Annotated in this window: 20 protein-coding genes; 9 read left to right on the forward strand and 11 right to left on the reverse strand. The window is 73.6% G+C overall.

The window, feature by feature from the left end:
• From E1300_RS30735 to E1300_RS30745, 3 genes are all read right to left on the reverse strand, one after another.
• The coding region (locus tag E1300_RS30735) for an AAA domain-containing protein (RefSeq protein WP_165503062.1) at positions 1–1,457 on the reverse strand (1,457 nt) is incomplete at its 3' end.
• Between the two features lie 39 nt (positions 1,458–1,496).
• The gene (locus E1300_RS50420) at positions 1,497–2,750 is read right to left on the reverse strand and encodes a protein kinase family protein (RefSeq protein WP_165503063.1); all 1,254 of its coding nucleotides are present in this window, start codon (positions 2,748–2,750) and stop codon (positions 1,497–1,499) included.
• 44 nt (positions 2,751–2,794) lie between these two features.
• Entirely contained in the window at positions 2,795–3,514 is a 720-nt protein-coding gene (locus E1300_RS30745) for a TetR/AcrR family transcriptional regulator (RefSeq protein ID WP_131760603.1), read from the reverse strand.
• Positions 3,515–3,568: 54 nt separating this feature from the next.
• Here E1300_RS30745 and E1300_RS30750 point away from each other — a divergent pair, with 54 nt between their 5' ends.
• Positions 3,569–4,741, forward strand: coding sequence for an FAD-dependent oxidoreductase (locus E1300_RS30750; protein WP_131760604.1), 1,173 nt, complete (start codon positions 3,569–3,571; stop codon positions 4,739–4,741).
• 12 nt (positions 4,742–4,753) lie between these two features.
• Here E1300_RS30750 and E1300_RS30755 read toward each other — a convergent pair whose 3' ends face one another.
• On the reverse strand, positions 4,754–5,290 hold the full coding sequence (locus E1300_RS30755; RefSeq protein WP_131760605.1) for a DoxX family protein: 537 nt from the start codon (positions 5,288–5,290) through the stop codon (positions 4,754–4,756).
• Between the two features lie 126 nt (positions 5,291–5,416).
• Between E1300_RS30755 and E1300_RS30760 the strand changes: the two genes are divergently transcribed.
• The 4 genes from E1300_RS30760 to E1300_RS30775 all read left to right on the forward strand — a co-directional run bounded on the left by E1300_RS30760 (position 5,417) and on the right by E1300_RS30775 (position 9,261).
• Complete coding sequence (locus E1300_RS30760; RefSeq protein WP_207400053.1) at positions 5,417–6,775, forward strand: cytochrome P450; 1,359 nt, start codon at positions 5,417–5,419, stop codon at positions 6,773–6,775.
• Positions 6,776–6,940: 165 nt separating this feature from the next.
• Complete coding sequence (locus E1300_RS30765; RefSeq protein ID WP_131760607.1) at positions 6,941–7,711, forward strand: SDR family NAD(P)-dependent oxidoreductase; 771 nt, start codon at positions 6,941–6,943, stop codon at positions 7,709–7,711.
• Between the two features lie 78 nt (positions 7,712–7,789).
• Positions 7,790–9,076, forward strand: coding sequence for a cytochrome P450 (locus E1300_RS30770; RefSeq protein ID WP_131760608.1), 1,287 nt, complete (start codon positions 7,790–7,792; stop codon positions 9,074–9,076).
• The gene (locus tag E1300_RS30775; RefSeq protein ID WP_131760609.1) at positions 9,073–9,261 is read left to right on the forward strand and encodes a ferredoxin; all 189 of its coding nucleotides are present in this window, start codon (positions 9,073–9,075) and stop codon (positions 9,259–9,261) included. The genes E1300_RS30770 and E1300_RS30775 overlap by 4 nt, the downstream gene beginning before the upstream one ends.
• A gap of 78 nt (positions 9,262–9,339) precedes the next feature.
• Here the strand turns inward: E1300_RS30775 and E1300_RS30780 are convergent, their stop codons facing one another.
• The 5 genes from E1300_RS30780 to E1300_RS30800 all read right to left on the reverse strand — a co-directional run bounded on the left by E1300_RS30780 (position 9,340) and on the right by E1300_RS30800 (position 14,921).
• Positions 9,340–9,951: a TetR/AcrR family transcriptional regulator gene (locus tag E1300_RS30780; RefSeq protein WP_131760610.1), complete on the reverse strand. Its 612-nt coding sequence runs from the start codon at positions 9,949–9,951 to the stop codon at positions 9,340–9,342.
• Positions 9,952–10,035: 84 nt separating this feature from the next.
• Entirely contained in the window at positions 10,036–10,743 is a 708-nt protein-coding gene (locus E1300_RS30785) for an ABC transporter ATP-binding protein (RefSeq protein ID WP_131760611.1), read from the reverse strand.
• Positions 10,740–11,450 carry an ABC transporter ATP-binding protein gene (locus tag E1300_RS30790; RefSeq protein WP_131760612.1) on the reverse strand — a complete coding sequence of 237 codons (711 nt, stop codon included), beginning with the start codon at positions 11,448–11,450 and terminating at the stop codon, positions 10,740–10,742. The genes E1300_RS30785 and E1300_RS30790 overlap by 4 nt, the downstream gene beginning before the upstream one ends.
• Positions 11,431–13,542, reverse strand: a complete 2,112-nt coding sequence (locus tag E1300_RS30795; RefSeq protein ID WP_131760613.1) for an ABC transporter permease subunit — start codon at positions 13,540–13,542, stop codon at positions 11,431–11,433. The genes E1300_RS30790 and E1300_RS30795 overlap by 20 nt, the downstream gene beginning before the upstream one ends.
• A complete protein-coding gene (locus E1300_RS30800) occupies positions 13,542–14,921 on the reverse strand; it encodes an ABC transporter substrate-binding protein (RefSeq protein WP_131760614.1) in 1,380 nt (459 codons plus the stop codon). Before E1300_RS30800 ends, E1300_RS30795 begins: the two co-directional genes overlap by 1 nt.
• A 290-nt stretch (positions 14,922–15,211) precedes the next feature.
• On the opposite strand from E1300_RS30800, the gene E1300_RS30805 reads away from it, so the two are divergent.
• The 4 genes from E1300_RS30805 to E1300_RS30820 all read left to right on the forward strand — a co-directional run bounded on the left by E1300_RS30805 (position 15,212) and on the right by E1300_RS30820 (position 18,529).
• Positions 15,212–15,742 carry a carboxymuconolactone decarboxylase family protein gene (locus E1300_RS30805; protein WP_131760615.1) on the forward strand — a complete coding sequence of 177 codons (531 nt, stop codon included), beginning with the start codon at positions 15,212–15,214 and terminating at the stop codon, positions 15,740–15,742.
• A gap of 61 nt (positions 15,743–15,803) precedes the next feature.
• A complete protein-coding gene (locus tag E1300_RS30810; RefSeq protein ID WP_131760616.1) occupies positions 15,804–16,790 on the forward strand; it encodes a ferredoxin--NADP reductase in 987 nt (328 codons plus the stop codon).
• Between the two features lie 61 nt (positions 16,791–16,851).
• Positions 16,852–17,571 (forward strand): enoyl-CoA hydratase/isomerase family protein, encoded by a 720-nt coding sequence (locus tag E1300_RS30815; RefSeq protein ID WP_131760617.1) that lies wholly within the window; start codon positions 16,852–16,854, stop codon positions 17,569–17,571.
• A gap of 79 nt (positions 17,572–17,650) precedes the next feature.
• Entirely contained in the window at positions 17,651–18,529 is an 879-nt protein-coding gene (locus tag E1300_RS30820; RefSeq protein ID WP_131760618.1) for an acyl-CoA dehydrogenase family protein, read from the forward strand.
• A 185-nt stretch (positions 18,530–18,714) separates the two neighbouring features.
• Here the strand turns inward: E1300_RS30820 and rph are convergent, their stop codons facing one another.
• A complete protein-coding gene (gene rph / locus E1300_RS30825; RefSeq protein ID WP_131760619.1) occupies positions 18,715–21,324 on the reverse strand; it encodes a rifamycin-inactivating phosphotransferase in 2,610 nt (869 codons plus the stop codon).
• A 173-nt stretch (positions 21,325–21,497) separates the two neighbouring features.
• Positions 21,498–22,070: a helix-turn-helix domain-containing protein gene (locus E1300_RS30830; protein ID WP_131760620.1), complete on the reverse strand. Its 573-nt coding sequence runs from the start codon at positions 22,068–22,070 to the stop codon at positions 21,498–21,500.
• Between the last annotated feature and the right edge of the window lie 44 nt (positions 22,071–22,114).

The raw sequence follows: 22,114 nt of genomic DNA on the forward strand, positions 1-22,114 counted from the left end.
GAGCTCCACCGTCGCGGGTGCCGCCACGGAAACGCTGCGGGTCTGTCCGTAGCGGTGCATACGCTGACGAAATGCGTTTCGGGGTGCTGGGGCCGCTCGTCCTGGTCGGCCGCCCGGAGTGCGCCGAGGGAGGCGTCCAACTGCCGCAGCCAGCCGTCCGCCTCGCCCTGCCCGTCCTCGGCGGGCGCGTAGCCGCGGAGGTGGGGTTCGGTGCGGCGGAGGATCTCGTTCTGCAGGGTCACCGCCTGCGCCTCCAGGGTCAGATGCTCGCAGCCGGGCGTGACGCCGTCGTCGCGGCCGACGCGCAGGACGACCAGGCCGGGCGGCAGCTCCAGCAGGACGTTGTCGACCGCGCGGTTGGTGTAGGAGGTGATGAGGACGCGCTCGCGGGCGGCGGCGCAGGTGCGGGCGATCTCGGCGATGGTGCGGGTCTTGCCGGTGCCCGGCGGTCCGAGGATCAGCCCGACGTCCGGGACGGCGAGGGCCTTGTGGTACGCCGACCGCTGGCTGGCGTCCAGCTCGCGCGCGGGCTCGACCGCGGCGGGGACGAACGGCCGGAACCGGTGGCCGGCGAGGACGTCGAGCAGGTGCGGGTTGGCGGACTCGCCGTCCCGCAGCATCCGCACCGCCTCGGCCTGGCGCTCGAACGGGATGGTGGAGGGCGACTCCACGAACGCCCCCGCCTCCGGGATCGCGGCGGCGTCCACGGGACGCTCGAACCGGACGGTCATGAGGCTGCCGCGCAGGTCGTCGACGCGTCCGCGCAGCTCGGGCATGGCGCGGACGTGCACGCGCGTGCCGGCGACCGGGCGGCGGCCGCCGATCAGCCGGAAGTCGTGGACGCCGCGGGCGGAGCGGCGCCGCGCGGCCGACGCGTCCACCCGCCGGTAGGGGATCGTGCCGTCGGTGCGGGCGGCGGCCAGCTCCGCCCGGCGCCCCTCCTCGATCACCGCGTCGAGGAGGTCCAGGAACTCGCCGTGCGCCTCCGGCGCGGACGGTCCGGGCGGGGCGGCGGCGCTCTCGTTCAGCAGCCGCCAGCGGTCGCGGAGGAGCTCCCATCCGGCGTCGATCCCGAACGGCAGCTCCCTGATCTCGTGGTGGTAGACCCAGCCTCGCGCGCGCAGCCGCAGCGCGCCCCGCACGATCTCGTCGTGGTGCTCGAACCCCATCGGGTACGCGCTGCCGATCGCGTACCCGTTGCCGTGCTTCGTCACGTTGAGGTTCAGGACGTACCGGCCGTCGACGTAGAGCTTGAGGAAGTCGCCGCGCCCGCCGCGGCCCCGCTCGATCCGCGCGGGCACGGCCCCCCTGGACGCGACGTCGCGCAGATCCCGCACGATGCCGTCGACGTCCGGGAGGAAGGGGTACCTGTCGCGCTGCTCCCTCAGCTTCTCGACGAACCGCAGCGACGGGACGAGGTGGACCACTCCTGGCAAATCGACGTGCGGGTCGAGCACGGATCCTCCGTTTCGGCGATCGTTGTCGTCGGCGGGCCGTCAGCGCCCGCGGCCCCTCGGCGCGCGGACCGCGGTGCGGGTCCCGGCCCGGAGCGCCGCGGCGAATCGGCGGACGTCAGGCCGGTGCGCCGGGTCCGCGGCCAGGGCGTCCCGGAACGCGGCGTCCCACCGCGCCGGGACGGCGGGATTCAGCGTGGACGGGGCCACCTGCCGCGCACGCCGCCCCGGCGAGCAGCCGGTGATCAGCTCGTACAGGACGCGCGCCAGCCGGTGGACGTCCGCCGGCGGTCCGGGGAGCACCGTCCCCGCGGCCTGTTCGGGCGCGTGGCAGGGGTCGTCCCGCTCCCCCGCCCGGGGCGGGGTGGAGGCGAGGCCGAGGTCCCGGAGCATGACCGTGTCCAGAGCCGGCATGAGCAGCGTGCCCGGGCTCAGTGCGCGATGGGCCGACCCGCGGTCGTGCAGCCGACCGAGCGCCTCGCCGAGCGGCGGGAGGGCCCGCGCGAGCAGGGCCAGCTCGTCGGGGCCGGGAAGGAGCCCGGCGCGGGCGAGCCGGTCGTGGACGGTCAGCGGCGACGGCATCGCCGTGACCAGGGTGACCGCCTCCGCCGTCATGTCCACGCCCAGCAGCCGCGGCAGGCCGGGGAGAGCGGGCAGGTCCAGCAGCAGCGCGGCCTCGTCGGCCAGCGCCGCCCGCAGGGTCCCCGCGCCCGGCTCCGCCTCCGACCTGCGCAGCCACGCGTGCCCTTCCGTCCCGCCCTCACCGTACGCGTGCCCTTGGCACCAGACGGCCGAGCCGTCGCCCTCGGCCGTGACCTCGAAGGCCCCGTCGGCGTGGCGCGCGACGTCCCGGACGCCGCGCGTCCCTCCGCACAGCCGGTATGGCTCGCCGTCCACCACGATGACGGTGCCGGGACCGGGCGGCGTCCGCGCCGGGACCGGGTCACCGGACGGCTGCGGCGGGCGCGAAGCGAGCACGGCCGTCCACGCCTCATGGTCCCGTTTGAGCCTGAGCAGCTTGTCCGGCGGCCACAGCCGCGCCCCGGCGCCCTTGTCGATGGTCCGGTGGTCGGACGGGCACAGCAGCACGAGGTTCGCGATGCCGTTGACGTCCGCGGGCCGGTCGCCGCGGCCCCGGGGTCCGTCGGCCGCCTCCGCGACGATGTGCGCCGCCTCGGCGATGTGGTACCCGGCGCCGCCCGGCCCGGCGTCGATCACCAGGAAGCGCTGGCACATCGCGCACCGCCCGCCGCCGCGCCGGAACAGCTCTCGCCGGGTACGTTCCGAGGCAGGCACCCGCAGATGGTAACGAATCCCCTCGATGCCTCGGGAGAGGAAAATCAGTTCCCGGGGGTGTTCGTCGTACCTTGGGCGAGTCTGGCCGCGACGGCGTCGAGAACCCACTCCAGGCCGGTCGCGAAGGTCGTCTCGGCGTCCACCTCAGTGCCGTCGTGCACGGCTCGGGCCAGCGCCGGGAAGCGGCCCGTGGCCAGCATCCGCACCACGTACGGGCCGGAGGCGCGCTGCCAGTCGCGGTCGGACAGGCCCGTGGCGCGCTCGGCCCGCAGGTGCGCGACCTCGCGCCTGATCGCCCCGGTGACGTAGGCGCTGACGGTCTCGACGGCGCGCAGGACGGTGTCGACGTCGGCGAGGCCGTCCAGGGCGGCCAGCGTGGACTCGGTCACGGCGAGGGCGTTCGGGCCCAGCGCCGGACGGCCGCCGAGCAGGTCGGCCAGCCATTCGTGGCGGTGGACGGCCCGCCTCGTGCGGTGGGCGCGGTCGCGCAGCGCCTCCCGCCAGCCGCCGGCCCGCTCTCCGGGAAGGACCTCGGGGAGGATCTCGGCGTGGACCTCGTCCACCATGAGGTCGAAGAGCTCCTCCTTGGTGGAGATGTAGCCGTACAGGCGCATCGGGCCGACGTCCAGCCGCGCGGCGACCTTGCGCAGCGACACGGCCTCCAGCCCGCCCTCGTCGGCCAGCGCGACGGCGGCGGCGACGATCCGCTCCCGGTCGAGCGGCGCGGGCGGAGCCGGCGGCTCCGGGCGGTCCCACACGGTCATGGCTGAGATCGTACCGTTGCGATACACCGTATCGACAGAATACGGTGTATCGCCATGAGACATCGTATCGCCGTGGTCGGCGGCGGCCCCGCCGGCCTGGCCTTCGCCCGGGTCCTGCACCGCCGCGACCGTCCGGTCACCGTGCTCGAACGCGACCCGGCCCGCGACGCCCGCCCGCCCGGCGGCACGCTGGACCTCCACGAAGGGCTGGGCCAGCTCGCGCTGGACAAGGCGGGCCTGCTGGCGGAGTTCCAGGCGCTGTCCCGTCCCGAAGGGCAGGCGATGCGCATCCTCGGCATGGGCGGCGAGATCCTCCGCGACTGGCGGCCCCGCCCGGACGAGCGGGCCAATCCCGAGATCGACCGCGGGCAGCTCCGCGACCTGCTGCTCGGCCCCCTGGACGTCCGATGGGGCCAGGCGGTCACGGAGGTCGTGCCGGGGACCGGGGACGGCGTGCTGGTCCGGTTCGCCGACGGGCGGCAGGAGGCGTTCGACCTCGTGGTCGGCGCGGACGGCGCCTGGTCGCGGGTCCGCCCGGCGGTCTCGTCCGCGACGCCGCACTACACCGGCGTCACTCTGATCGAGACGTCGCTGGACGACGTCGACGCCCGCCACCCCGGCCTCGCCCGGCTGATCGGCGACGGCTCCATGGCCGTGTACGGGGTGAACCGCAACCTCGTCGCGCAGCGCAACAGCGGCGGCCACGTCAAGGTGTACGCCCAGTTCCGGGCGCCGCTGGACTGGCACACGGACCCGCACCGGCATCTCGGCCCCGACCGGCGCGCGGGCCTGGACGGAAGCCTCGACCTGACCGACACCGAGGCCGTGCGCGCGGCCCTGCTGGCCCTGTTCGACGGCTGGCCCGCTCCCGTCCTCAACCTTCTGCGCCACGGCACCGCTTTCGCCCACCGACCCCACTACGTGCTGCCCGCGCCCCACACCTGGACCCACGTCCCCGGCGTGACGCTGCTGGGCGACGCCGCGCACCTGATGCCCCCGCTCGGGGTGGGCGCGAACCTCGCGATGCTGGAAGGCGCCGAACTCGCCGAGTCCGTCGCCGCCGCCTCCGGCCCAGAGGATCTGGACGAGGCAGTCCGTGCCTTCGAGGAACGGATGTGGGCGCGGGCCGGCAGGTGGGCGACGATGACGGCGGCCGGCTTGGAACGCCTCGTGAGCCCGGACCCCGCCCAGGCGATCGCCCTGTTCGACGAGGTCCAGCCGTCCTGACGCGGCGGGCGGTCAGCCGTCCTGCTCCCGCGACCGCTCGGCGGGGCGCCAGAAGACGGCGAGCAGGAGGGCGGCGCCGGCGGCCCCGGCGAGGGCGGTGACGGCGAGGCCCGTCCAGCCCGCCAGGTCGCCGTCGATCCCGGCCGCGCGGTCGAGGGACGCGGCGCCGCCGCCCAGGGCGCCGATGCCGCACGCCACCATGATGATCATGAGGACGTACTCGTAGCCCTGGCCCGGCCGGAAGATGAAGAACCCGTTGCGCAGGTGCGCGATGACGAAGGCGACGCCCATCGTGCCGACCGCCCCGGCGGCGGCGAGCGGGGTGAGCAGCCCGAGCAGCAGCAGGACGCCGGCGCCGAGTTCGGTGCCGGTGGCCATCAGGGCGTGCAGCCGCCCAGGGCGCAGGCCCATGGACGCGAACCAGCCCGCCGTGCCTTCGATCCGGCCGCCGCTGAACGCGTGGTTCCAGCCGTGCGCGATCAGCGTGCCGCCGACGGACGCGCGCAGCACGAGCGAGGCGATGTCGAGGGCGGTCGGGTCCGCTGCCATCCGGATTCCTTCCCAGGGCGCCGGGCGTCCGGTGACGCCCGGCGGGCGACCCGGATGAGAGTAGTATTCTCTCTTTGGAGAGCTGGATTCTACACAGCCGCCCGCCGCCCCAGGGAGGACGACGCCGTGAGCGTGGACGACGAGGCCCGCAAGAGGAACCGCTACCAGTTCGACCGGCACACCCCCGAGTACCGCGAGCAGTTCACCTCGATCACCCGCGAGATGCACCGGAGATGCCCGATCGCCTGGTCCGACACCTACGGCGGGCACTGGGTGGCCGCCGGCGCCGCCGAGGTGTTCGAGCTCGCCCGGTCCGCCGACAGGCTCTCGAACGACCACGACGTGAAGGGCGAGCGCCGCGGCTACAAGGGCATCACCATCCCCGCCCCCGACCCGGCGCCGCCGGTCCGCGGCGGCTTCCTGGAGATGGACCCGCCCGAGCAGCGCCACTACCGGCAGGCGCTCAACCCGTACCTCTCCCCGGCCGCCGTCAACCGCTGGATCCCGTTCGTCGACGAGGTGGTGCGCGCCTGCCTGGACGAGAGGGCGCGGGACGGGCGCATCGACTTCGTCGACGACCTCGCCAACATCGTGCCCGCCGTCCTCACGCTGGCGATGCTCGGCCTGCCCGTGAACAGGTGGGCCCTCTACAGCGAGCCGACGCACGCCGCCGTCTACACGCCGCCGAACTCGCCGGAGATGGCGCGCGTCCGCGAGCAGCAGACGGCGCTGTTCCGGGACCTGGCCGCCGAGATGGCGGTGATCCGCGCGGAACCCCGCCCTGGGATGATCGACGCGCTGCTGCGCGCGGAGATCGACGGCGGCAGGCCGGACGACCTGGAGCTGCTCGGCGTGCTCGCGCTGGTCATCGGGGGCGGGTTCGACACGACCACCGCGCTGACCGCGCACGCGCTGGAGTGGCTCTCGGAGCACCCCGGCGAGCGCGCGCGGCTCTCGCGCGAGCGCGGCAGGCTGCTCGACTCGGCCACCGAGGAGTTCCTGCGCTACTTCACCCCGGCGCCCGGGGACGCCCGCACGTTCTCCACCGACTGCGAGATCGCCGGGACGCGGTTCAAGGAGGGCGAGCGCGTCTGGCTGTCCTGGGCCATGGCCAACCGCGACCCCTCGGTGTTCGACGCGCCCGACCGGGTCGACCTGGAGCGCTCCGGCAACCGGCACCACGCCTTCGGCCTCGGCATCCACCGCTGCATCGGCTCGAACGTGGCGCGCACCGTGTTCAAGCGGATGCTCCTCCAGGTGCTCGACCGCATGCCCGGCTACCGCTGCGAGCCGGACGGGACCGTCCACTACGAGACCATCGGCGTCATCCAGGGCATGCGCCACCTCCCGGCGTCGTTCGCCCCGCACGCGCCCGTCGGCCCGGGACTCGACGAGACCCTCGGCATCCTGCAGAAGGCCTGCGACGAGCAGCGGCTCGCCGAACCCGTCACGCGGCGCACGGCCGCGGCGAAGATCACCCGCTGACCGCCGGCGCATCCGGCCACCCCGATGGAAATACGGTTCTCAAAAACAGGTATCCTATGTAACGTTTCTGGAGAAGACGATATCTTCGCGTCCGGCGGGCTTCACCGGCACCGCGCACGGCCGAGGAGGGGCACGAGTGAGGAGCCTGGCCATGGGTGAGCGGGCATGAGCGGGCACGGCGCGACCGCGCGGCGCACGGCGATCGTCACGGGAGGCGGCTCGGGCATCGGCCGGGCGATCGTCCACCGGCTGGCCGAGGACGGGTTCGCGACCGCGATCCTCGACCTCGACGCCGGCGCCGCCGATGCCGTGGCCGCGGAGGTGCGGGAGAAGGGGCACGAGGCGTCCGCCTTCGGGCGCGTGGACGTCTCCGACCGTGCGCAGGTGGACGGGGCGGTGGGGCGCGTCCGCGACCGGTACGGCCCGGTGAGCGTCCTGGTCAACAACGCGGGGCTCACGGGCTTCAAGAAGTTCCTGCACATCACCGGCGAGGCCTGGGACCGGATCATCGCCGTGAACCTCACCGGCCCCTTCTACTGCGCCCAGGCGGTGGTGCCGGACATGGTCGGGGCCGGGTGGGGCCGCATCGTCAACATCTCCTCGTCGAGCGCGCAGTCGGGGCAGCAGTTCATGGCGCACTACGTGGCGTCGAAGGCAGGCCTCGTCGGCTTCACGAAGGCGCTCGCGCTGGAACTGGGGCCGGACGGGATCACCGTCAACACGATCCCGCCGGGGTTCGTCGACACCCCGATGCTCCGCGCGTCCGAGGGCAAGGGCCTGCTCGGCGGATCCGTCGACCAGCACGCGGAGCGCACGCCGGTGCGGCGCCCCGGCCGTCCCGAGGACATCGCGGCGGCGTGCGCGTTCCTGGTGTCGGAGGAGGCGGGCTACGTCACCGGCCAGGTCATCGGCGTCAACGGTGGCCGCAACACCTGACCGGGGAGGCGGGCCCGGACCGCGGCGGTCCCGGCCCGTGAGCGGCAGAGAGACGGCAGAGAGAAAGGACGCCGGCCGGTGAGAGACTACGAGGCCCTCGACTTCTTCCGCGACGAGGAGCTCGTCGCGGACCCCTACCCCTACTACGAGGCACTGCGCGGCAAGTGCCCTGTGCAGCGCGAACCCCACCACGGCGTGGTGATGGTGACGGGCTACGACGAGGCGCTCCAGGTGTACAACGACACCGACACGTTCTCCTCGTGCGTCTCGGTGACCGGGCCGTTCCCCGGCTTCCCCGTCCCGCTCGAAGGCGACGACGTCTCGGACCTGATCGAGCGGCACCGCGCCGAGCTGCCGATGAGCGACCAGCTCCCCACGCTCGACCCGCCCCTGCACACCGCCCACCGCGCGCTGCTCATGCGGCTGATCACCCCGAAGCGCCTCAAGGAGAACGAGGCGTCGATGTGGCGGCTCGCCGACCACGTGCTGGACGGCTTCCTCACCGGCGGCGAGGGCGACGCGATCGGCGGGTTCGCGGGCCCGTTCACGCTGCTGGTCATCGCCGACCTCCTCGGCATGCCCGAGCAGGACCGCGACGACTTCGCCCGGACGCTGCGGCGCTCGTCCGGCGGCGGCGTCGGCGGCACCGGCGAGGAGACGCTCGCGCACAGCCCGCTGGAGTTCCTGTACGAGCGGTTCGTCCCCTACATCGAGGACCGCCGCCGCGAGCCGCGCGACGACGTGCTCACCGGCCTGGCCACCGCCACCTTCCCCGACGGCACGCTCCCCGAGGTCGCGGACGTGGTGCGCGTCGCCGCCAACGTCTTCGCGGCGGGCCAGGAGACCACCGTCCGGCTGCTCGGCGCGGCGCTCCGGTTCCTCGCGGAGGACCAGGACCTCCAGCAGACCCTGCGCTCGGAGCCGGACCGCATCCCCAACTTCGTGGAGGAGACGCTCCGCGTCGAGAGCCCGATCAAGGGCGACTTCCGGCTGTCGCGCGTCCCGACGACGGTGGGCGGCGTCGACATCCCCGCCGGGACGACCCTGATGCTGGTGAACGCGGCCGCCAACCGCGACCCGCGCCACTTCGACGACCCGGCGGCGTTCGACCCGTCCCGCAAGAACGCCCGCCGGCACATCGCGTTCGGGCGCGGCGCGCACACCTGCCCCGGCGCGCCGCTGGCCCGGGCCGAGGCCCGCGTCGGCATCGAGCGGCTCCTCGACCGGACGGCCGGCATCCGCGTCTCCGAGGAACGGCACGGGCCTGAGGGCGACCGCCGCTACCGCTACGTCCCGACCCACATCCTGCGGGGCCTGACCCACCTGAACCTTGAGTTCACCCTCGCCGGGGACGGGGCCCGATGAAGGTCACGGTCGACGAGGACCGCTGCCGCGGGCACGGCGTCTGCTGGGCGCTCTGCCCCGAGGTGTTCGACCTCAACGACGACGGATACTCCGAGGTGCTGACGCCCGAGGTCCCCGCCGGGTTCGAGGAGACGGCGCGCGCCGCCGTCGCGCAGTGCCCCGAGCGGGCGATCAGCGAGGGCTGACGGGCCGGGCCGGGCGTCCCGACCGCGGACGCCCGGCCCGACCGGCCGGGCGCGGCGTCACGACGAGGAGGCGGCTCCTCAGCCGGCGCCGGGAGGCGGAGCGAGCTGACGGGCGAGCGAGTCGGTGTACTCGGCGAAGACCTCGGTCAGCGGAATCGAAGGGTCCAGCAGCCATGACGCCTCCATGCCGGTGAGGAAGGCGGCGACCTCCAGGGCCTTGACGTCCGCGTCCAGGTCGGCGCGGTACCGGCCCGTCCGCTGGCCCCGGCGGATGGTCTCGGCGATCGTCCGCACCGCCGCCCGGCGCCGGCCGAGGATCCGCTCGTGCAGCGGGGCGGCGGGGTCCAGGTTCTCCATCTGGAGGACCGCGAACATCCCGACCAGGTCCGGGGTCTCCTCGAAGCGCCGGGGGACCTGGCGCAGCTGCGCGATGATGTCGTCCGACGTCCGGTCCGCCCGGGCCTCGTCGTGGGCGTCGCGGACGTCGAGCGCCGCGTGCAGCAGCTGCTCCTTGGACTGGAAGTGGTGCAGCAGGCCCGCCGGGCTGACCCCGGCCTCCCGGGCGATCTGGGCGAGCGTGATGCCGCGCCACCCGTAGGTGCGCAGGAGCCGCTGCGCCACCTCCAGGATGAGCTGCCTGCGGTCCTCGCCCTTCGCGAGGAGCGCGGCGTACGGTCGCTGATCGCCCACCGGACCTCCTCGTAACCTAATGAACGTACATTGAGTTGGTTCGAGCGCCCGCGACAAGCGCGCGGCCGCCGTCCACGCCGGGACTCACGGGGAACTTCCCAGGTAGAGGGCGGACAGGTCGGCGCGCAGCCCGTCGTCCGGGCGGCCCCGCCGTTCGATCCGGCCGCGCACCAGCACCGTCGCCTCGTCGGCGATGCCGAGGACGGCGGAGGCGAACTGCTCGACGACGAGCACGGCCGCACCCTGGCGCGCGACCTCGGCGACCTGCTCGTACAGCCGCCCGACGACCAGCGGCGCCAGCCCCATGGACAGCTCGTCCAGCAGCAGGACGGCGGGGTCGGTGGCGAGGCCGCGGGCGAGCGCGAGCATCTGCTGCTCGCCGCCGGACAGGGTCCCGGCGGTCTGCGACGCGCGCCTGGCGAGGACGGGGAACCGCGCGAAGGCGATCTCCTCGACCTCCGCCCGGGACCGGCCCGTGAAGGTCATCATCAGCAGGTTGTCGCGCACGGAGAGGTTGGGGAACACGCCGCGCCCCTCGGGGATCAGGCAGACGCCCGCGCGGGCCAGGTCGCGCGGCCGCGCCCCGGTCACGTCGCGGCCGCCGAGCAGCAGCCGGCCCGACTCGACCGGGTGGACCCCGGCGGCGACCCGCAGCGCGGTCGTCTTCCCCGCTCCGTTCGGGCCGAGCAGCGCCGTCACCCGTCCCGCGCGGACGCTCAGGTCCACCCCGTGCAGGACGGTGATGCGCTCGTGGGCGGCGCGCACGCCGCGCAGTTCGAGGAGCGCGCTCACGGCTCCCCCAGGTAGGCGGCGAGGACGGCCGCGTCGCGCCGGACCGCCTCGGGCGGCCCGACCGCGATGACCTTCCCGAGGTCGAGCACGTGCACCTCGTCGCACACGCTCATCACCAGCCCCATGTCGTGCTCCACCAGGACGACGGCGGTCCCGTCCGCCGCCAGCGAGCGCAGCAGCGCCGCGAACCGCTCGGTCTCCCCGGCGTCCTGGCCCGCCGCGGGCTCGTCGAGGAGCAGCAGCGCCGGCCGCGCGGCCAGCGCGCGGCCGACCTCCGCGAGGCGCGCCGCCCCGGTGGGGAGGGCGTCGGCCAGGACGCCGGCGACCCCGGCCAGCCCGACCCGGTCGATGATCTCGTCGGCGAGGCGGGCGGCGTGCCGGCGGCCGGGTCCGAGCTCGGCGGCGACGAGCAGGTTGTCGCGGACGCTCAGCCGGCCGAACAGCTCCAGCCGCTGGAACGTGCGGGCCAGCCCGTGCCGGGCCCGCCGCGCCGGACCCAGGCGGGTGACGTCGCGGCCGTCCAGCAGGACCCGGCCGGACGACGGGCGGCGCAGCCCGGAAACGACGTCGAACAGGGTGCTCTTGCCCGCCCCGTTCGGCCCGATCAGACCAGTGACGCGCCCCCGCTCCGCGGTGAGGCCGACGCCGTCGAGCGCCAGGTTCCCGCCGTAGGCGACGGTCACGCCCTCAACCTTGAGCGATGCCACGGGCCAGCACCTCCCCGTCCTCGGCGCGCCACGGGCGCCGCACCCCCCACCACTCGACCGGGACCTCCGGTTCCGCCGCGGACCGCGTCCGCGACGCCGCGTACTCCCGCAGCGCGAGCGCCGCGGCCAGGACGCCGGCCAGCAGCGCCCAGCCGCCGACCGCGTCCGCGACGCGGAGCAGCCAGGCGAGCGCGAGGACGAGCGCCAGGACCGGCATGGCGATCCGGTCGCGGGCGACCGGCTCCCAGTCGCGCCGGAGCCGGGCGAGGAGGCCGTCGGGACTGTGCCCGAGCCCCATCCCGGCCAGGGCGGGCAGGACGGCGACGAGGTTCTGCGTCCACGACGCCGGTCCGAGGAGGATGTTCGGGCCGGTGAACGCCGTCCCGCTGAACAGCCCGTTCCCGACGTATCCGAGCCCGCCGATGACCGCGATGAGGAAGACGGGCAGCCCGGCCACGAGGCTGAACTGGTCCGCGGTGATCGTGCGCAGCTGCATGCCGTACAGCGCGCCGCCGAGCCCGGCGATGCCGGCCCCGAGGGCGAACACCGCCACCCTGGCGACCAGCGGCCTGCCGCCGAGCGTCGCGTAGGCGGCCTCGCTGTCGCGCAGTGCGATCAGCCGGCGCCCGAACCGGCCGCGCCGCAGCGCCGCCACGCCCAGCGAGGCCAGCGCGAGGCAGACCGCCGAGAACACGATCGTCTCGCGCTCGCCGTCCAGCCGGGCGCCGAGCAGCGACGGGCCGGACACCTCCAGCGAGCCCTGCTCGAACAACGCGATCCGGACCCCGAGCACGTCGAAGGACGGGAGGGTGAAGACCCACCGGTCGAGGACGACCGCGAACGCCGCCGTGCCGAGCGCCAGGTACACCCCCGACAGGCGCAGCGCCGGCAGCGCGATCAGTGCCCCCGCCACGGCCGCGACCAGGACCGCGACCGCCAGCGCCCACGGCCGCCCGTCCGCGCCGAGGTGCGCCCACACGACCGCGCCGATGCCCGCCATGCTCAGCTGGCACAGCGAAATCTGGCCCGCGTACCCGGTGAGCGGGACGTACGACAGCGCCACCATGCCGAGCGGGAACAGCGGCCCGAACGTGACGAGGTCGTCGCCCTCCAGGACGGTCGCCAGCACCACGCCCGCGGCCGCGACCGACGCGGCGAACACCAGCGCCCCGCGCCGGGACGGGAGCGGCACCCGCGCCAGCCGCCGGTCCCGGCCGCGCAGCCGCCGGTGCGGGAACAGCAGCAGGGCCGCGAACAGCAGCAGCGCGGGCGCGGCCAGCCGCAGCCCGGGAAGGTACGGGTTCTGCGGCAGGTAGCCGGTCAGGTAGCTCTCCAGGCAGCCGACCACGACCGCGCCGAGGAAGGTCAGCGGCAGGCTGCGCAGCCGCCCGAAGATCGCCGCGGTGTAGGCGCTGACGATCAGCAGGGAGAGCTGCTGGGCGTCCAGCGCGACCGCGGGGGCGATGAGGATGCCGCCCACCGCCGCGAGCTGCGTGCCGAGCACCCAGGCGACCTGGTTCGCGCGGACCGGGTCGGCGCCCGTGAGCCCGGCCAGGGCCCGGTCGTCGACGGTCGCCCGCATCGCCGCGCCGCTCCGCGTCCGGTTCAGGAGCGCCCAGAGGCCCGCCGCGACCGCCACCGCGACGGCCATGGTGAGCGCCTGGTGCCAGGTCACCGTGACCGGGCCCGCGCGGAACGGCGTCCGGTCGGCGAAGAACGCGGGCAGCGGCCGCGCGACGTTCGGATCCCAGATCCACCGCGCCGCCGCGATGAGGCCGCTCAGCAGCGCCACCATCATCACCATCCGCTCGGCCTCGCCCAGGTGCTGCACGGGACGCAGCAGGACTCGCTCGACGAGCAGCCCGAACGCGGGGGCGAGCACGAGCAGGACGGCGGCCAGGGCGACCGGGACCGGCCATCCCCAGCCGGCCGTCAGCTGCCAGTAGGCGAAGGCGGCCAGCATCCCGGCGGCGCCGTGGGCGAAGTTGAAGACGCCCGTCGTGACGTAGGTGAGCACCAGCCCGCTCCCGATGACCGCGTAGATCGCGGCGGTGCTCAGGCCGACGACCCCGAAGGCGAGGAACTGGTCCATTACTTGAGGTCGTTCAGGCTCTTGCCAACGTCGGCGAGGGTGAGCGGCCTGCCGTAGTCACCGGTGTACCTGTACTTGGGCGCGCCGCAGCGGTAGGGGCCGCTGGTGGGCTTGAAGTCGGCCGGTCTCCAACCCTCGGGAGTGGCCTTCTCGACGTTGAAGCAGTCCAGCGGGACGTCCTTCTTGGAGAGGTCGATCGGGGCCTGGAGACCGCCCGCCGTCCACGCGGACTCCTTCCGGGCCGCGTCGTAGACGCACCTGCGGGTCAGGTCGTCCCCGCACGTGCCGGCCGCCTTGGCGAACAGCAGCCACGCCGAGAACGAGCGGAGCCCGACCATCGTGACCTGCGCGCCCGAACCGTACCGCTTGTACAGCTCCTGGACCTTCCTGGTCGCGGGGCTGTCGGAGGCGCTCTCCAGCGGGTGCACGCCGCTGAGGTCGGCGAAGTTGTTCTGGACCTTCAGCGACGGGCCCGCCAGCTTGATGAACTGGGGAAGGTAGGCGTTGTTGTTCGCGTCGATCCAGTCGAGCCTGTAGCCGATGCTCGTGAGGATCTGCTCCAGCTTGGCGAGGCTCGTGAAGTCCCCGTAGAAGATGAGGCCCTTCACGCCCTTGCTCTTGATGGCCTGCGCGTACGGGGTCCAGTCCGAGACGCCCTGAGCCGGGTACAGGTTGTTGTAGACGACGCTGCCGCCGAGCGCCTTGAGCGACTCCTGAGCCTCGCCGCCGAGCGACTTGGTGACGGGCGAGTCGCCCGAGATGATGCCGAGGGAGCCCTTGGACCCCGGGTAGGCCTCCTTCAGCAGCCACGACCAGTACCCGTGGTACCGGTTGTAGGAGGCGCCTCCGGTCTGGCCGAACTGGAGGTCGGAGCCGTTGTTCTGCGGCATGCTCTGCTGGGCGGGGAAGTCGGGCAGCAGGCACGACAGCCTGTCCTTGGTGCCCATGCCGTCGAGCGCGGCGCTGCCGCCGACCAGCGCGAAGTCCTGCCGGCACGATTCGAGCACCCGCTGCCGGACCTCCATCATCCGGGTGTCCCGGAGGTGGCCGACGAGCTTGCGGCCCTTGACGCCGCCCAGCTCGTTGCACCATGAGGTGAAGACCTTCGCGGCGTCCGCCAGCTCCGGGTTCTTGGTGAACCCGACGTCGCTGAGGACGCCCACGCCGATCTCGTCCTTCGTGACGCCCTGGGCGGACGCCTTGGCCGGGCTCCCGGGCCCGCACACGTCCTTCAGGTCGCCGAACTCGGCCGACGCGGCCGGCGTCCGCGCCGCTCCCGCCTTCGGCTCCTCGCTGTCACCGTCGCCGCCGCGGCCGCATCCGGCGGCCAGCAGGGCGGCCGCCGCGAGCGCGGCGGCCATGGTCGTCGGCGTCCTCATTCGGGTCTCCTCCTCGGTGGGCTCCCCCGGCGGCTGGCGGAACAGGACCCTCTGGCATCCCCTTCTCGCTGGAAGGAAACTAGCTTCTCAATCAGAGAGAAGCAAGAATTCGCTTGGTCGGAGCGCAGCACCTCCGGAGCCGCCCCGACCACGCACTCCGCAGCGCGCCACCCGATCCCCGCGGCGGGACGCGCTAAGCGTCTGCTCAGCAACGATGGGAGCGTTGACGGCGCCCGCGCGGCTGTGCGAGCCTGTGCGAGAATTAAATTCTCTGATCTGAGAGTGAACCTATGCGCCTATCGCCGCTGCCGGCCGACGAGTGGGACCAGAAAGTGCGCGAGGCGCTGGCGGTCATGCTGCCCGCCGACCGCCTCGACCCGCGCGGCGCGGGCAACGCGCTGGCGACCCTCGTGCGCCACCCGCGGCTGACGAGGAAGCTGCTGCCCTTCAGCACGTACCTGCTGATGCGCTCGACGCTCCCGGCCCGGCTGCGCGAACTCGTGATCCTGCGCGTCGCGCGCCTGCACGGCTGCGCCTACGAGTGGACCGAGCACACCAAGCTCGCCGCGGACACCGGGCTGGCCCCGGACGAGATCGAGGCGGCGGGCCGCGGCGAGGCCGCGGACGAGCTGGAGAGCGCGGTACTGCGCGCCGTGGGCGAGCTCCACGAGGACTCCTGCGTTTCCGACGCCACCTGGGCCGCGCTCGGCGCCCGCCTCGACGAGCGGCAGCTCATGGACCTGGTCTTCACGGCCGGGACCTACGGCATGCTGGCGACGGCCTTCAACACCTTCGGCGTCGAGCCCGACGAGCAGGACTGAGCCGCGGCACCCGCGTCGTCGAGAATTGCATTCTCAGTGGTCGAGAAGCTAGATTCCATACATGGCGCACGACCATGGCTTCCATCCGGTCCGGATCACACGGGTCATCGACGAGACGGCCGACGCGCGGACCTACGCGCTCGACGCGGCCTTCGGCTACCGGGCCGGCCAGTTCCTCACCTTCAGGGCCTGCGGCACTCTGCGCAGCTACTCGATGTCGAGTTCGCCGGACACCGACACCGAGCTGAGGACGACCGTGAAGCGGGTGCCGGGCGGCCTGGTCTCCAACTGGATGCTCGACAACCTCGGCCCCGGCGACATCGTCGAGGTCACCCGCCCGGCCGGGACGTTCTGCCTCCGGGAGACGCCGGTCCCGCTGGTGGCCTTCTGCGGGGGCAGCGGCATCACGCCGATCGCGTCCCTCGTCAAGAGCGCGCTCGCCACCACCGACCGGCGGGTCCGGGTGCTGGCGGCCGACCGGCACGCCGACGCGGTCATCTTCGGGGACGAACTCGCCGAGCTGGCCGGCCGGCATCCCGGCCGGTTCGAGATCGAGCGCCATCTGGACGCCGAGCGCGGTTTCGTCACCGACGACCGGATCCGCGGCTTCGTCGGCGCCGACCAGGACGCCGACTTCTACATCTGCGGGCCCGCCCCCTTCATGGATCTGGTCGAGCGCACGCTGCTGTCGCTGGGCGTCGATGAGGGCCAGGTCTTCATCGAGCGGTTCACGCCCGCGGACGGGGAGGCGGCGCCAGCGGGCCCCGAGAAGGAGGGGACGGTCACCATCGTCCTGGGCGGCAAGAGGAAGACGGTCCCCCAGCGTGCCGGCGAGACGCTGCTCCAGAGCGCGCGCAGGGCGGGACTCGTCCCCCCGTTCTCCTGCGAGGCCGGGAACTGCGCCACCTGCATGGCGCAGGTCACCGAGGGCGACGTCAAGATGCGCGTCAACAACGCCCTGGAGGACGACGAGGTCACCGAAGGCTGGGTGCTCACCTGCCAGGGCGAGCCGACGACCGAGCACGTCACCGTCGTCTATGAGGACTGACGTCCGACGTGCGAGCGGTGATCGTCAGGTAGCCGTCCTCGCCGGTACGAGAGAAGGGTGCATGGTCGATCTCGAAGTGGAGCAGGGGGTGGCGGTCCTCACGATCGACCGCCCGCAGGCTCGCAACGCCATCGCACTGGCCACCATGGACCAGCTGGACGAGGCGCTCGACGCGGCGGCGGGGGCCGGTGCGCTGGTCGTCCGCGGGGCGGGCGACCGGGCGTTCGTCTCGGGCGGCGACCTGAAGGAGCTCGCCGCGATCCGCACCGAGGACGAGGCGGTCGCGATGGCGCTGCGGATGCGGGGCGTCTGCGACCGGATCGCCGCCTTCCCCGCCCCGGTGATCGCCGCGCTGAACGGGCACGCGCTCGGCGGCGGCGCCGAGGTGGCGGTGGCCGCCGACATCCGGGTCGCCGCCGACGACGTCAGGATCGGCTTCACCCAGTCGACGCTGGCGATCATGCCCGCGTGGGGCGGCGCCGAGCGGCTCGCCGCGCTGGTCGGCCGGGGCCGGGCCATCCTGCTCGCGGGCGCCGGGACCGTCCTCGGCGCCGCCGAGGCGGAGCGCCTCGGACTGGTGGACCAGGTGCTGCCGCGCGCCTCGTTCGAGGAGGGATGGCGGTCGCTGGCCGCGTCGCTCGCCGGTGGCCCGGCACGCGAGATCAAGCGCGTCGTCACCGGGAACCCGGCGCCCGAGGAGGCCGCCCGCGCCTTCGCCCGGCTGTGGGTCGCCGACGAGCACTGGGACGCGGTGGAGAGGACGACGAACCGCGGGCGGTGACGTCCGGCCGAATGAGAGCTTTCCTCCCATCGATTGAGAATGATATTCTCATCCTGTCGCCCGAGGAGCGAAGGGGCCCATGGACATCGAGTTCGACGAGGACCAGAAGCTGCTGCGGCAGATGGTCCGGGAGACGGTGGAGCGGTCGCGGACGCTGCCGCAGGAGCAGCTCTGGAAGACCTACCTGGACCTGGGATGGCTCGAAGCCCCTCCGGTCGAGCTGGCGATCGTGCTCGACGAGCTCGGGTACGTCGCGGACCCGACTCCCTTCCTCGCCACGGCGACCTGGTTCGCGCCGCTCGCCGGGCGGCTGCCGGAGGGGACGGGGACGGGGGTGTGCGACGGCACCGGACGGTTCGTCCTGGACGCCGACAGGGCCGACGAGATCGCGCTGCTCACCCGCTCGGGCGTGGTCGTGGCCAAGGGATCGGACGTCGGCGCCGAACCCGTCCCGGTGTTCGATCCGACGCTCCACATGGCGCACGTCGAGGCTTCCGACCTCGTCGCCGGGATCCCGGACCTGACCCTGATGGGGCTGGCGATCACCGCGGTCGGCGCCTGCCGCCGCATCCTGGACCTCACGGTCGCGCACGTGAAGCAGCGCGAGCAGTTCGGCGTGCCGATCGGCTCGTTCCAGGCCGTCAAGCACAAGGCGGCGGACATGTACGTGGCCATCGAGCGGGCGACCGCGCTGGCGTACTACTCCGCGCTGACCATCGCCGAGGACGACCCGCGCCGCCGGGAGGCCGCGCTGATGGCCAAGGCGTCCGCGGGCGAGTGCCAGCGGATCGTGTTCGAGCACGGCTACCAGCTCTTCGGCGCCATGGGCTACACGTGGGAGAACGAGCTGCAGATCTACCTCAAGCGAGCCAAGGCCTGCGACCTGCTGCTGGGGCCCGCGTCCACGCACCGCAGGGCGCTGCTGGCGGAACGCGCGCGGGAGGGCGCCGCCGGATGAGTGGGCGCGCCGATGGCAGCGCACGCTGTTCGACGCGAACCGGCTCCTGCCGGGCAAGTCCCCATCCTCCGGGCGGAGATCACCGCTGCGCTCGGGATGAGCGAGCCGGGCTCGGGCGTGGCGCACGGCTCCCGCGCCCACCCCGCCCGCGCCCGGGTGACCGGGTCCGATCCGGCCCGCCCGATTCAGGACAGGATCTGGACGTGTCCGTCGGTGCCGTCGACGCGGATCCGCTGCCCGTCCTGGATCAGCCGGGTGGCCTGCTCCACGCCCACGACGGCGGGCAGGCCGTACTCCCGCGCGATCACCGCTCCGTGGGTCATGAGGCCGCCCACCTCCGTCACCAGCCCGGCGGCCGTGACGAACAGAGGGGTCCAGCTCGGGTCGGTGTAGGCGGTGACCAGGATGTCGCCCGCTTCGAGGTCGGCCTGCGCCATGTCCGTGACGACGCGGGCGCGGCCCTCGACGGTCCCGGCCGACACGGGGAGGCCGGTCAGCGCACCGGGCGGGACGCCGTCGCGCCGGTACCGCCCGGTGACGGCCTCGCCGTCCGAGGTGAGGACCCGGGGCGGTGTGAGCGCCTCGTACGACCGGAACGCCCGCCGCCGCTCGATGATGAGCCCGGCGTCCGCGGTGCCGGTCCGGACGACCTCGTGCAGTTCCTCGAAGCGCAGGTAGAAGATGTCGTCCCTGTCGCGCAGGACACCGGACCGGACGAGGCGCTCGGCCTCCCGCAGCAGCGCCTGCTTGTAGGCGAAGTAGCGGCTGACCATGCCGTACTTGGGGTACTCGCGGTACCCGGCGAAGGTGCGGAGGCGGTCGATCATCCGCTTGGTCTCCTCGGCCTTCCGCTCCCCGTCCGGTAGCTCGCGCAGGCGCGCCAGCAGTTCGCGCTCCTTGCGGAGCGACTCCTCGCGGCCCTCCGCGAAGCGCCGCGCGCCGGCGCCCGGCTCGAAGTTCCTGATGTTGCCGAGAAGGGTGGGGACGAGCGTCGCGGGCTCCTCGCTCCAGCGCGTCCTGGTGATGTCGATCTCGCCCGCGCAGCGCATGCCGTACCGGTCGAGGTAGTCCCGGATCGCGGCCCGCGCCTCCGGCCCGCCGGGCAGGCCGGCCAGCTCGTCCAGGAAGCCGTCGCCCTTCCGGCGCTCGTCCGCGACGCGCTCCAGGAACGCCACGACCTCCGCGTGCGGCCGGATCGTGTCCGCGACGTCGAGGAGCGCCAGGCCCATCTCCGAGGTGACGTTGTGGGGCACCGACTGCGCGAGCGCGTCGGCCGCGTTCGTCTCGCCCAGCCACTCCTCCAGGTGGTCGTTGAGCCACCAGGTCGCCTCCATCGACGCCATGATCGCCTGATGGCTCCGCGGAGCGAACAGGATGCGCTTCAGCTCGGCGAGGTCGGCGACGATGAAGTCGAGCAGCGCCGGGCCGGACAGGTCCGCGATCTCGCGCCGCAGCGCGGCGACGGACTCCTCGCTCTCCCGGATCAGCTCGGTGACCACGGCCGGATCGGTCTCGATCGCGGCGGGTGCGGTGGCGAGCGCGGCGGGCGCGGCGGCGCCGTCGCCGTCGCCGTCGTCCGGGAGCGAGCGGAGGAAGCCGGCGCGGTCCAGGACGGTCCGCAGCGCGTCGCTGATCAGCGGGTCGGCCCTCTCCGCGGTCTCCAGGAGGCTCGCGCGCCCGGCGGGCGTCGCGAGAAGGGGCGCCACGTCGACGAACAGCCGCCCGCCCGCCTCGTCCATCGGCCGCGGGGTCGTCAGCTGCCACATCGAGAGCCCCAGCGGCTTCATCGCGTCGGTCATCATCTGCTGGTGGCCGACGGAGATGTAGACGTGGTTCTCCTCGTCATCGGTCGCGGGAATGGGGAACAGCGTGGTGATCGGCCGGCTCTGCACGATGTGGACGTCGCCGCCCGCGAGGCACCACTCGATGTCCTGCGGCCGCCCGAAGTGCGCCTCGATCCGGCGGCCCAGCCGGACCAGCTCCACGACCTGCGCGTCGGTCAGGACCGGCTCCTTCCGCCGCTGCTCGTCGATCGGCGTCTCCCGGGTACCGCCCTGCGGCGACGCCTCGACCAGCCGCGGCTTGGCGGCGATCGCGCTGCCGACGACCCGGTCGTCGCGCACGGTGTAGACGTCCCCGGCGACCAGGCCGGAGACGAGCGCCTCGCCGAGCCCCCAGGCGGCCTCCACGGTGGCGACCTTCCGGTTCGAGGTGACGGGGTCCGCGGTGAACAGGATCCCGGACGCGTCCGGGACCACCATCCGCTGGACGACCACGGCCATCCGCACCTTCCGGTGGTCGAAGCCGTTGCGGCGCCGGTAGGTCACCGCCCGCTCGGTGAACAGCGAGGCCCAGCACCGCCGGACGTGCCGGAGGATCTCCGCCCGGCCCGCGATGTTCAGGTACGAGTCCTGCTGCCCGGCGAAGGACGCGGTCGGCAGGTCCTCGGCCGTCGCGCTGGAGCGCACCGCGCACGAGGCGTCCTCCCCCAGCCGCGCGAGCGCCCCGCCGATCGCCGCCACGAGGTCGTCCGGCAGCGGGAGCCCTTCAACGGCGCGGCGCACGTCGGCGCTCAGGACGCGGACCGCCTCGCGGTCGTCCGGGTCCACGCGCGACAACTCGTCGAGCCGAGCGCCGATCGACGGCGCCTCGGCCACGACCCGCTGGAAGGCGTCCGTCGTGATGACGAAGCCGTCCGGGACGCGGACGCCGTCGATGCGCCGGAGGTCGCCCAGGTGCGCCCCCTTGCCGCCGACCTCGGCGACGAGCGTCGAATCGATCTGCTCGAAGTCCATCACGTAACGCAATTCCGCTGCCCCTCGTTCGCCGGATCGGTTCGCAACGGCGGCAAGTATGAAGGACTTTTTCGCGCCTCATGAGGGCCGCTGATCTGCTATAAAGTGAAACTGGGGGCAGACGGCCGCCGCGCCGCGCGCAGCGGCCCCCGCGACACGCCGGATCAGCGGGCCTAGGGCCGGGCCGTGCGGGGACGCATGATGAGCGCCGCGACGTAGTAGGTGCACGAACCCACGCCATCATTGGCGTACGCATGAGCGGTATCGGCGGCGAAGTAGACCGAGTCGCCCTCGTGCAGATCCACGGACGTGTCGGCGATCGTCAGCCGCAGCGTGCCGGTCTCGACCACGATGAATTCGTGCGAGCCGGGAGCGTAGGCCGGGAACCGGCCCGCGTCGCATCCGGGCGGCAGCGTGGTGCGGATCCACTCGAAGTTCACGCCGGGCACGACCGGCGTGAGGATCGTCCGCCGCCACCCTCCCGGCTCGTCCACGCTGTCCTGGTCGGCGGCGCGGCGCACGACGACCCGATCGGCGTCGGGCCGGCCGACCAGGTCGGCGAGCGGCACGCCGAGCCCGTCGGCGATCCGGGAGAGCACCACGATCGTCGGCGCCTTCCGGCCGCGCTCGACCGACGACAGCATGCTCACGCTCACGTCCGCCGCCCGGGCCAGCTGCTGGAGGGTCAGCCCCTGCTCGCGCCGCAGCGCCTGGAGGCGCTCCCCCATTGCCGCAAGATCGACCATTGCTCTATGATGGCAAAAGATTCCGCTATAGAGAAGACGATGGT

This window comes from Actinomadura fibrosa (genome assembly GCF_900659615.1).
GTDB lineage: Bacteria > Actinomycetota > Actinomycetes > Streptosporangiales > Streptosporangiaceae > Spirillospora > Spirillospora fibrosa.

Bases quoted from the DNA above. Each gene is read 5' to 3' on its own strand.
- E1300_RS30795 (WP_131760613.1), bottom strand. From the start codon at position 13,542: ATGGACCAGTTCCTCGCCTTCGGGGTCGTCGGCCTGAGCACCGCCGCG.
- E1300_RS30765 (WP_131760607.1), top strand. From the start codon at position 6,941: ATGAGCGGGCACGGCGCGACCGCGCGGCGCACGGCGATCGTCACGGGA.
- E1300_RS30745 (WP_131760603.1), bottom strand. From the start codon at position 3,514: ATGACCGTGTGGGACCGCCCGGAGCCGCCGGCTCCGCCCGCGCCGCTC.
- E1300_RS30775 (WP_131760609.1), top strand. From the start codon at position 9,073: ATGAAGGTCACGGTCGACGAGGACCGCTGCCGCGGGCACGGCGTCTGC.
- rph (WP_131760619.1), bottom strand. From the start codon at position 21,324: ATGGACTTCGAGCAGATCGATTCGACGCTCGTCGCCGAGGTCGGCGGC.
- E1300_RS30830 (WP_131760620.1), bottom strand. From the start codon at position 22,070: ATGGTCGATCTTGCGGCAATGGGGGAGCGCCTCCAGGCGCTGCGGCGC.
- E1300_RS30820 (WP_131760618.1), top strand. From the start codon at position 17,651: ATGGACATCGAGTTCGACGAGGACCAGAAGCTGCTGCGGCAGATGGTC.
- E1300_RS30755 (WP_131760605.1), bottom strand. From the start codon at position 5,290: ATGGCAGCGGACCCGACCGCCCTCGACATCGCCTCGCTCGTGCTGCGC.
- E1300_RS30805 (WP_131760615.1), top strand. From the start codon at position 15,212: ATGCGCCTATCGCCGCTGCCGGCCGACGAGTGGGACCAGAAAGTGCGC.
- E1300_RS30815 (WP_131760617.1), top strand. From the start codon at position 16,852: ATGGTCGATCTCGAAGTGGAGCAGGGGGTGGCGGTCCTCACGATCGAC.
- E1300_RS30800 (WP_131760614.1), bottom strand. From the start codon at position 14,921: ATGAGGACGCCGACGACCATGGCCGCCGCGCTCGCGGCGGCCGCCCTG.
- E1300_RS30810 (WP_131760616.1), top strand. From the start codon at position 15,804: ATGGCGCACGACCATGGCTTCCATCCGGTCCGGATCACACGGGTCATC.
- E1300_RS30750 (WP_131760604.1), top strand. From the start codon at position 3,569: ATGAGACATCGTATCGCCGTGGTCGGCGGCGGCCCCGCCGGCCTGGCC.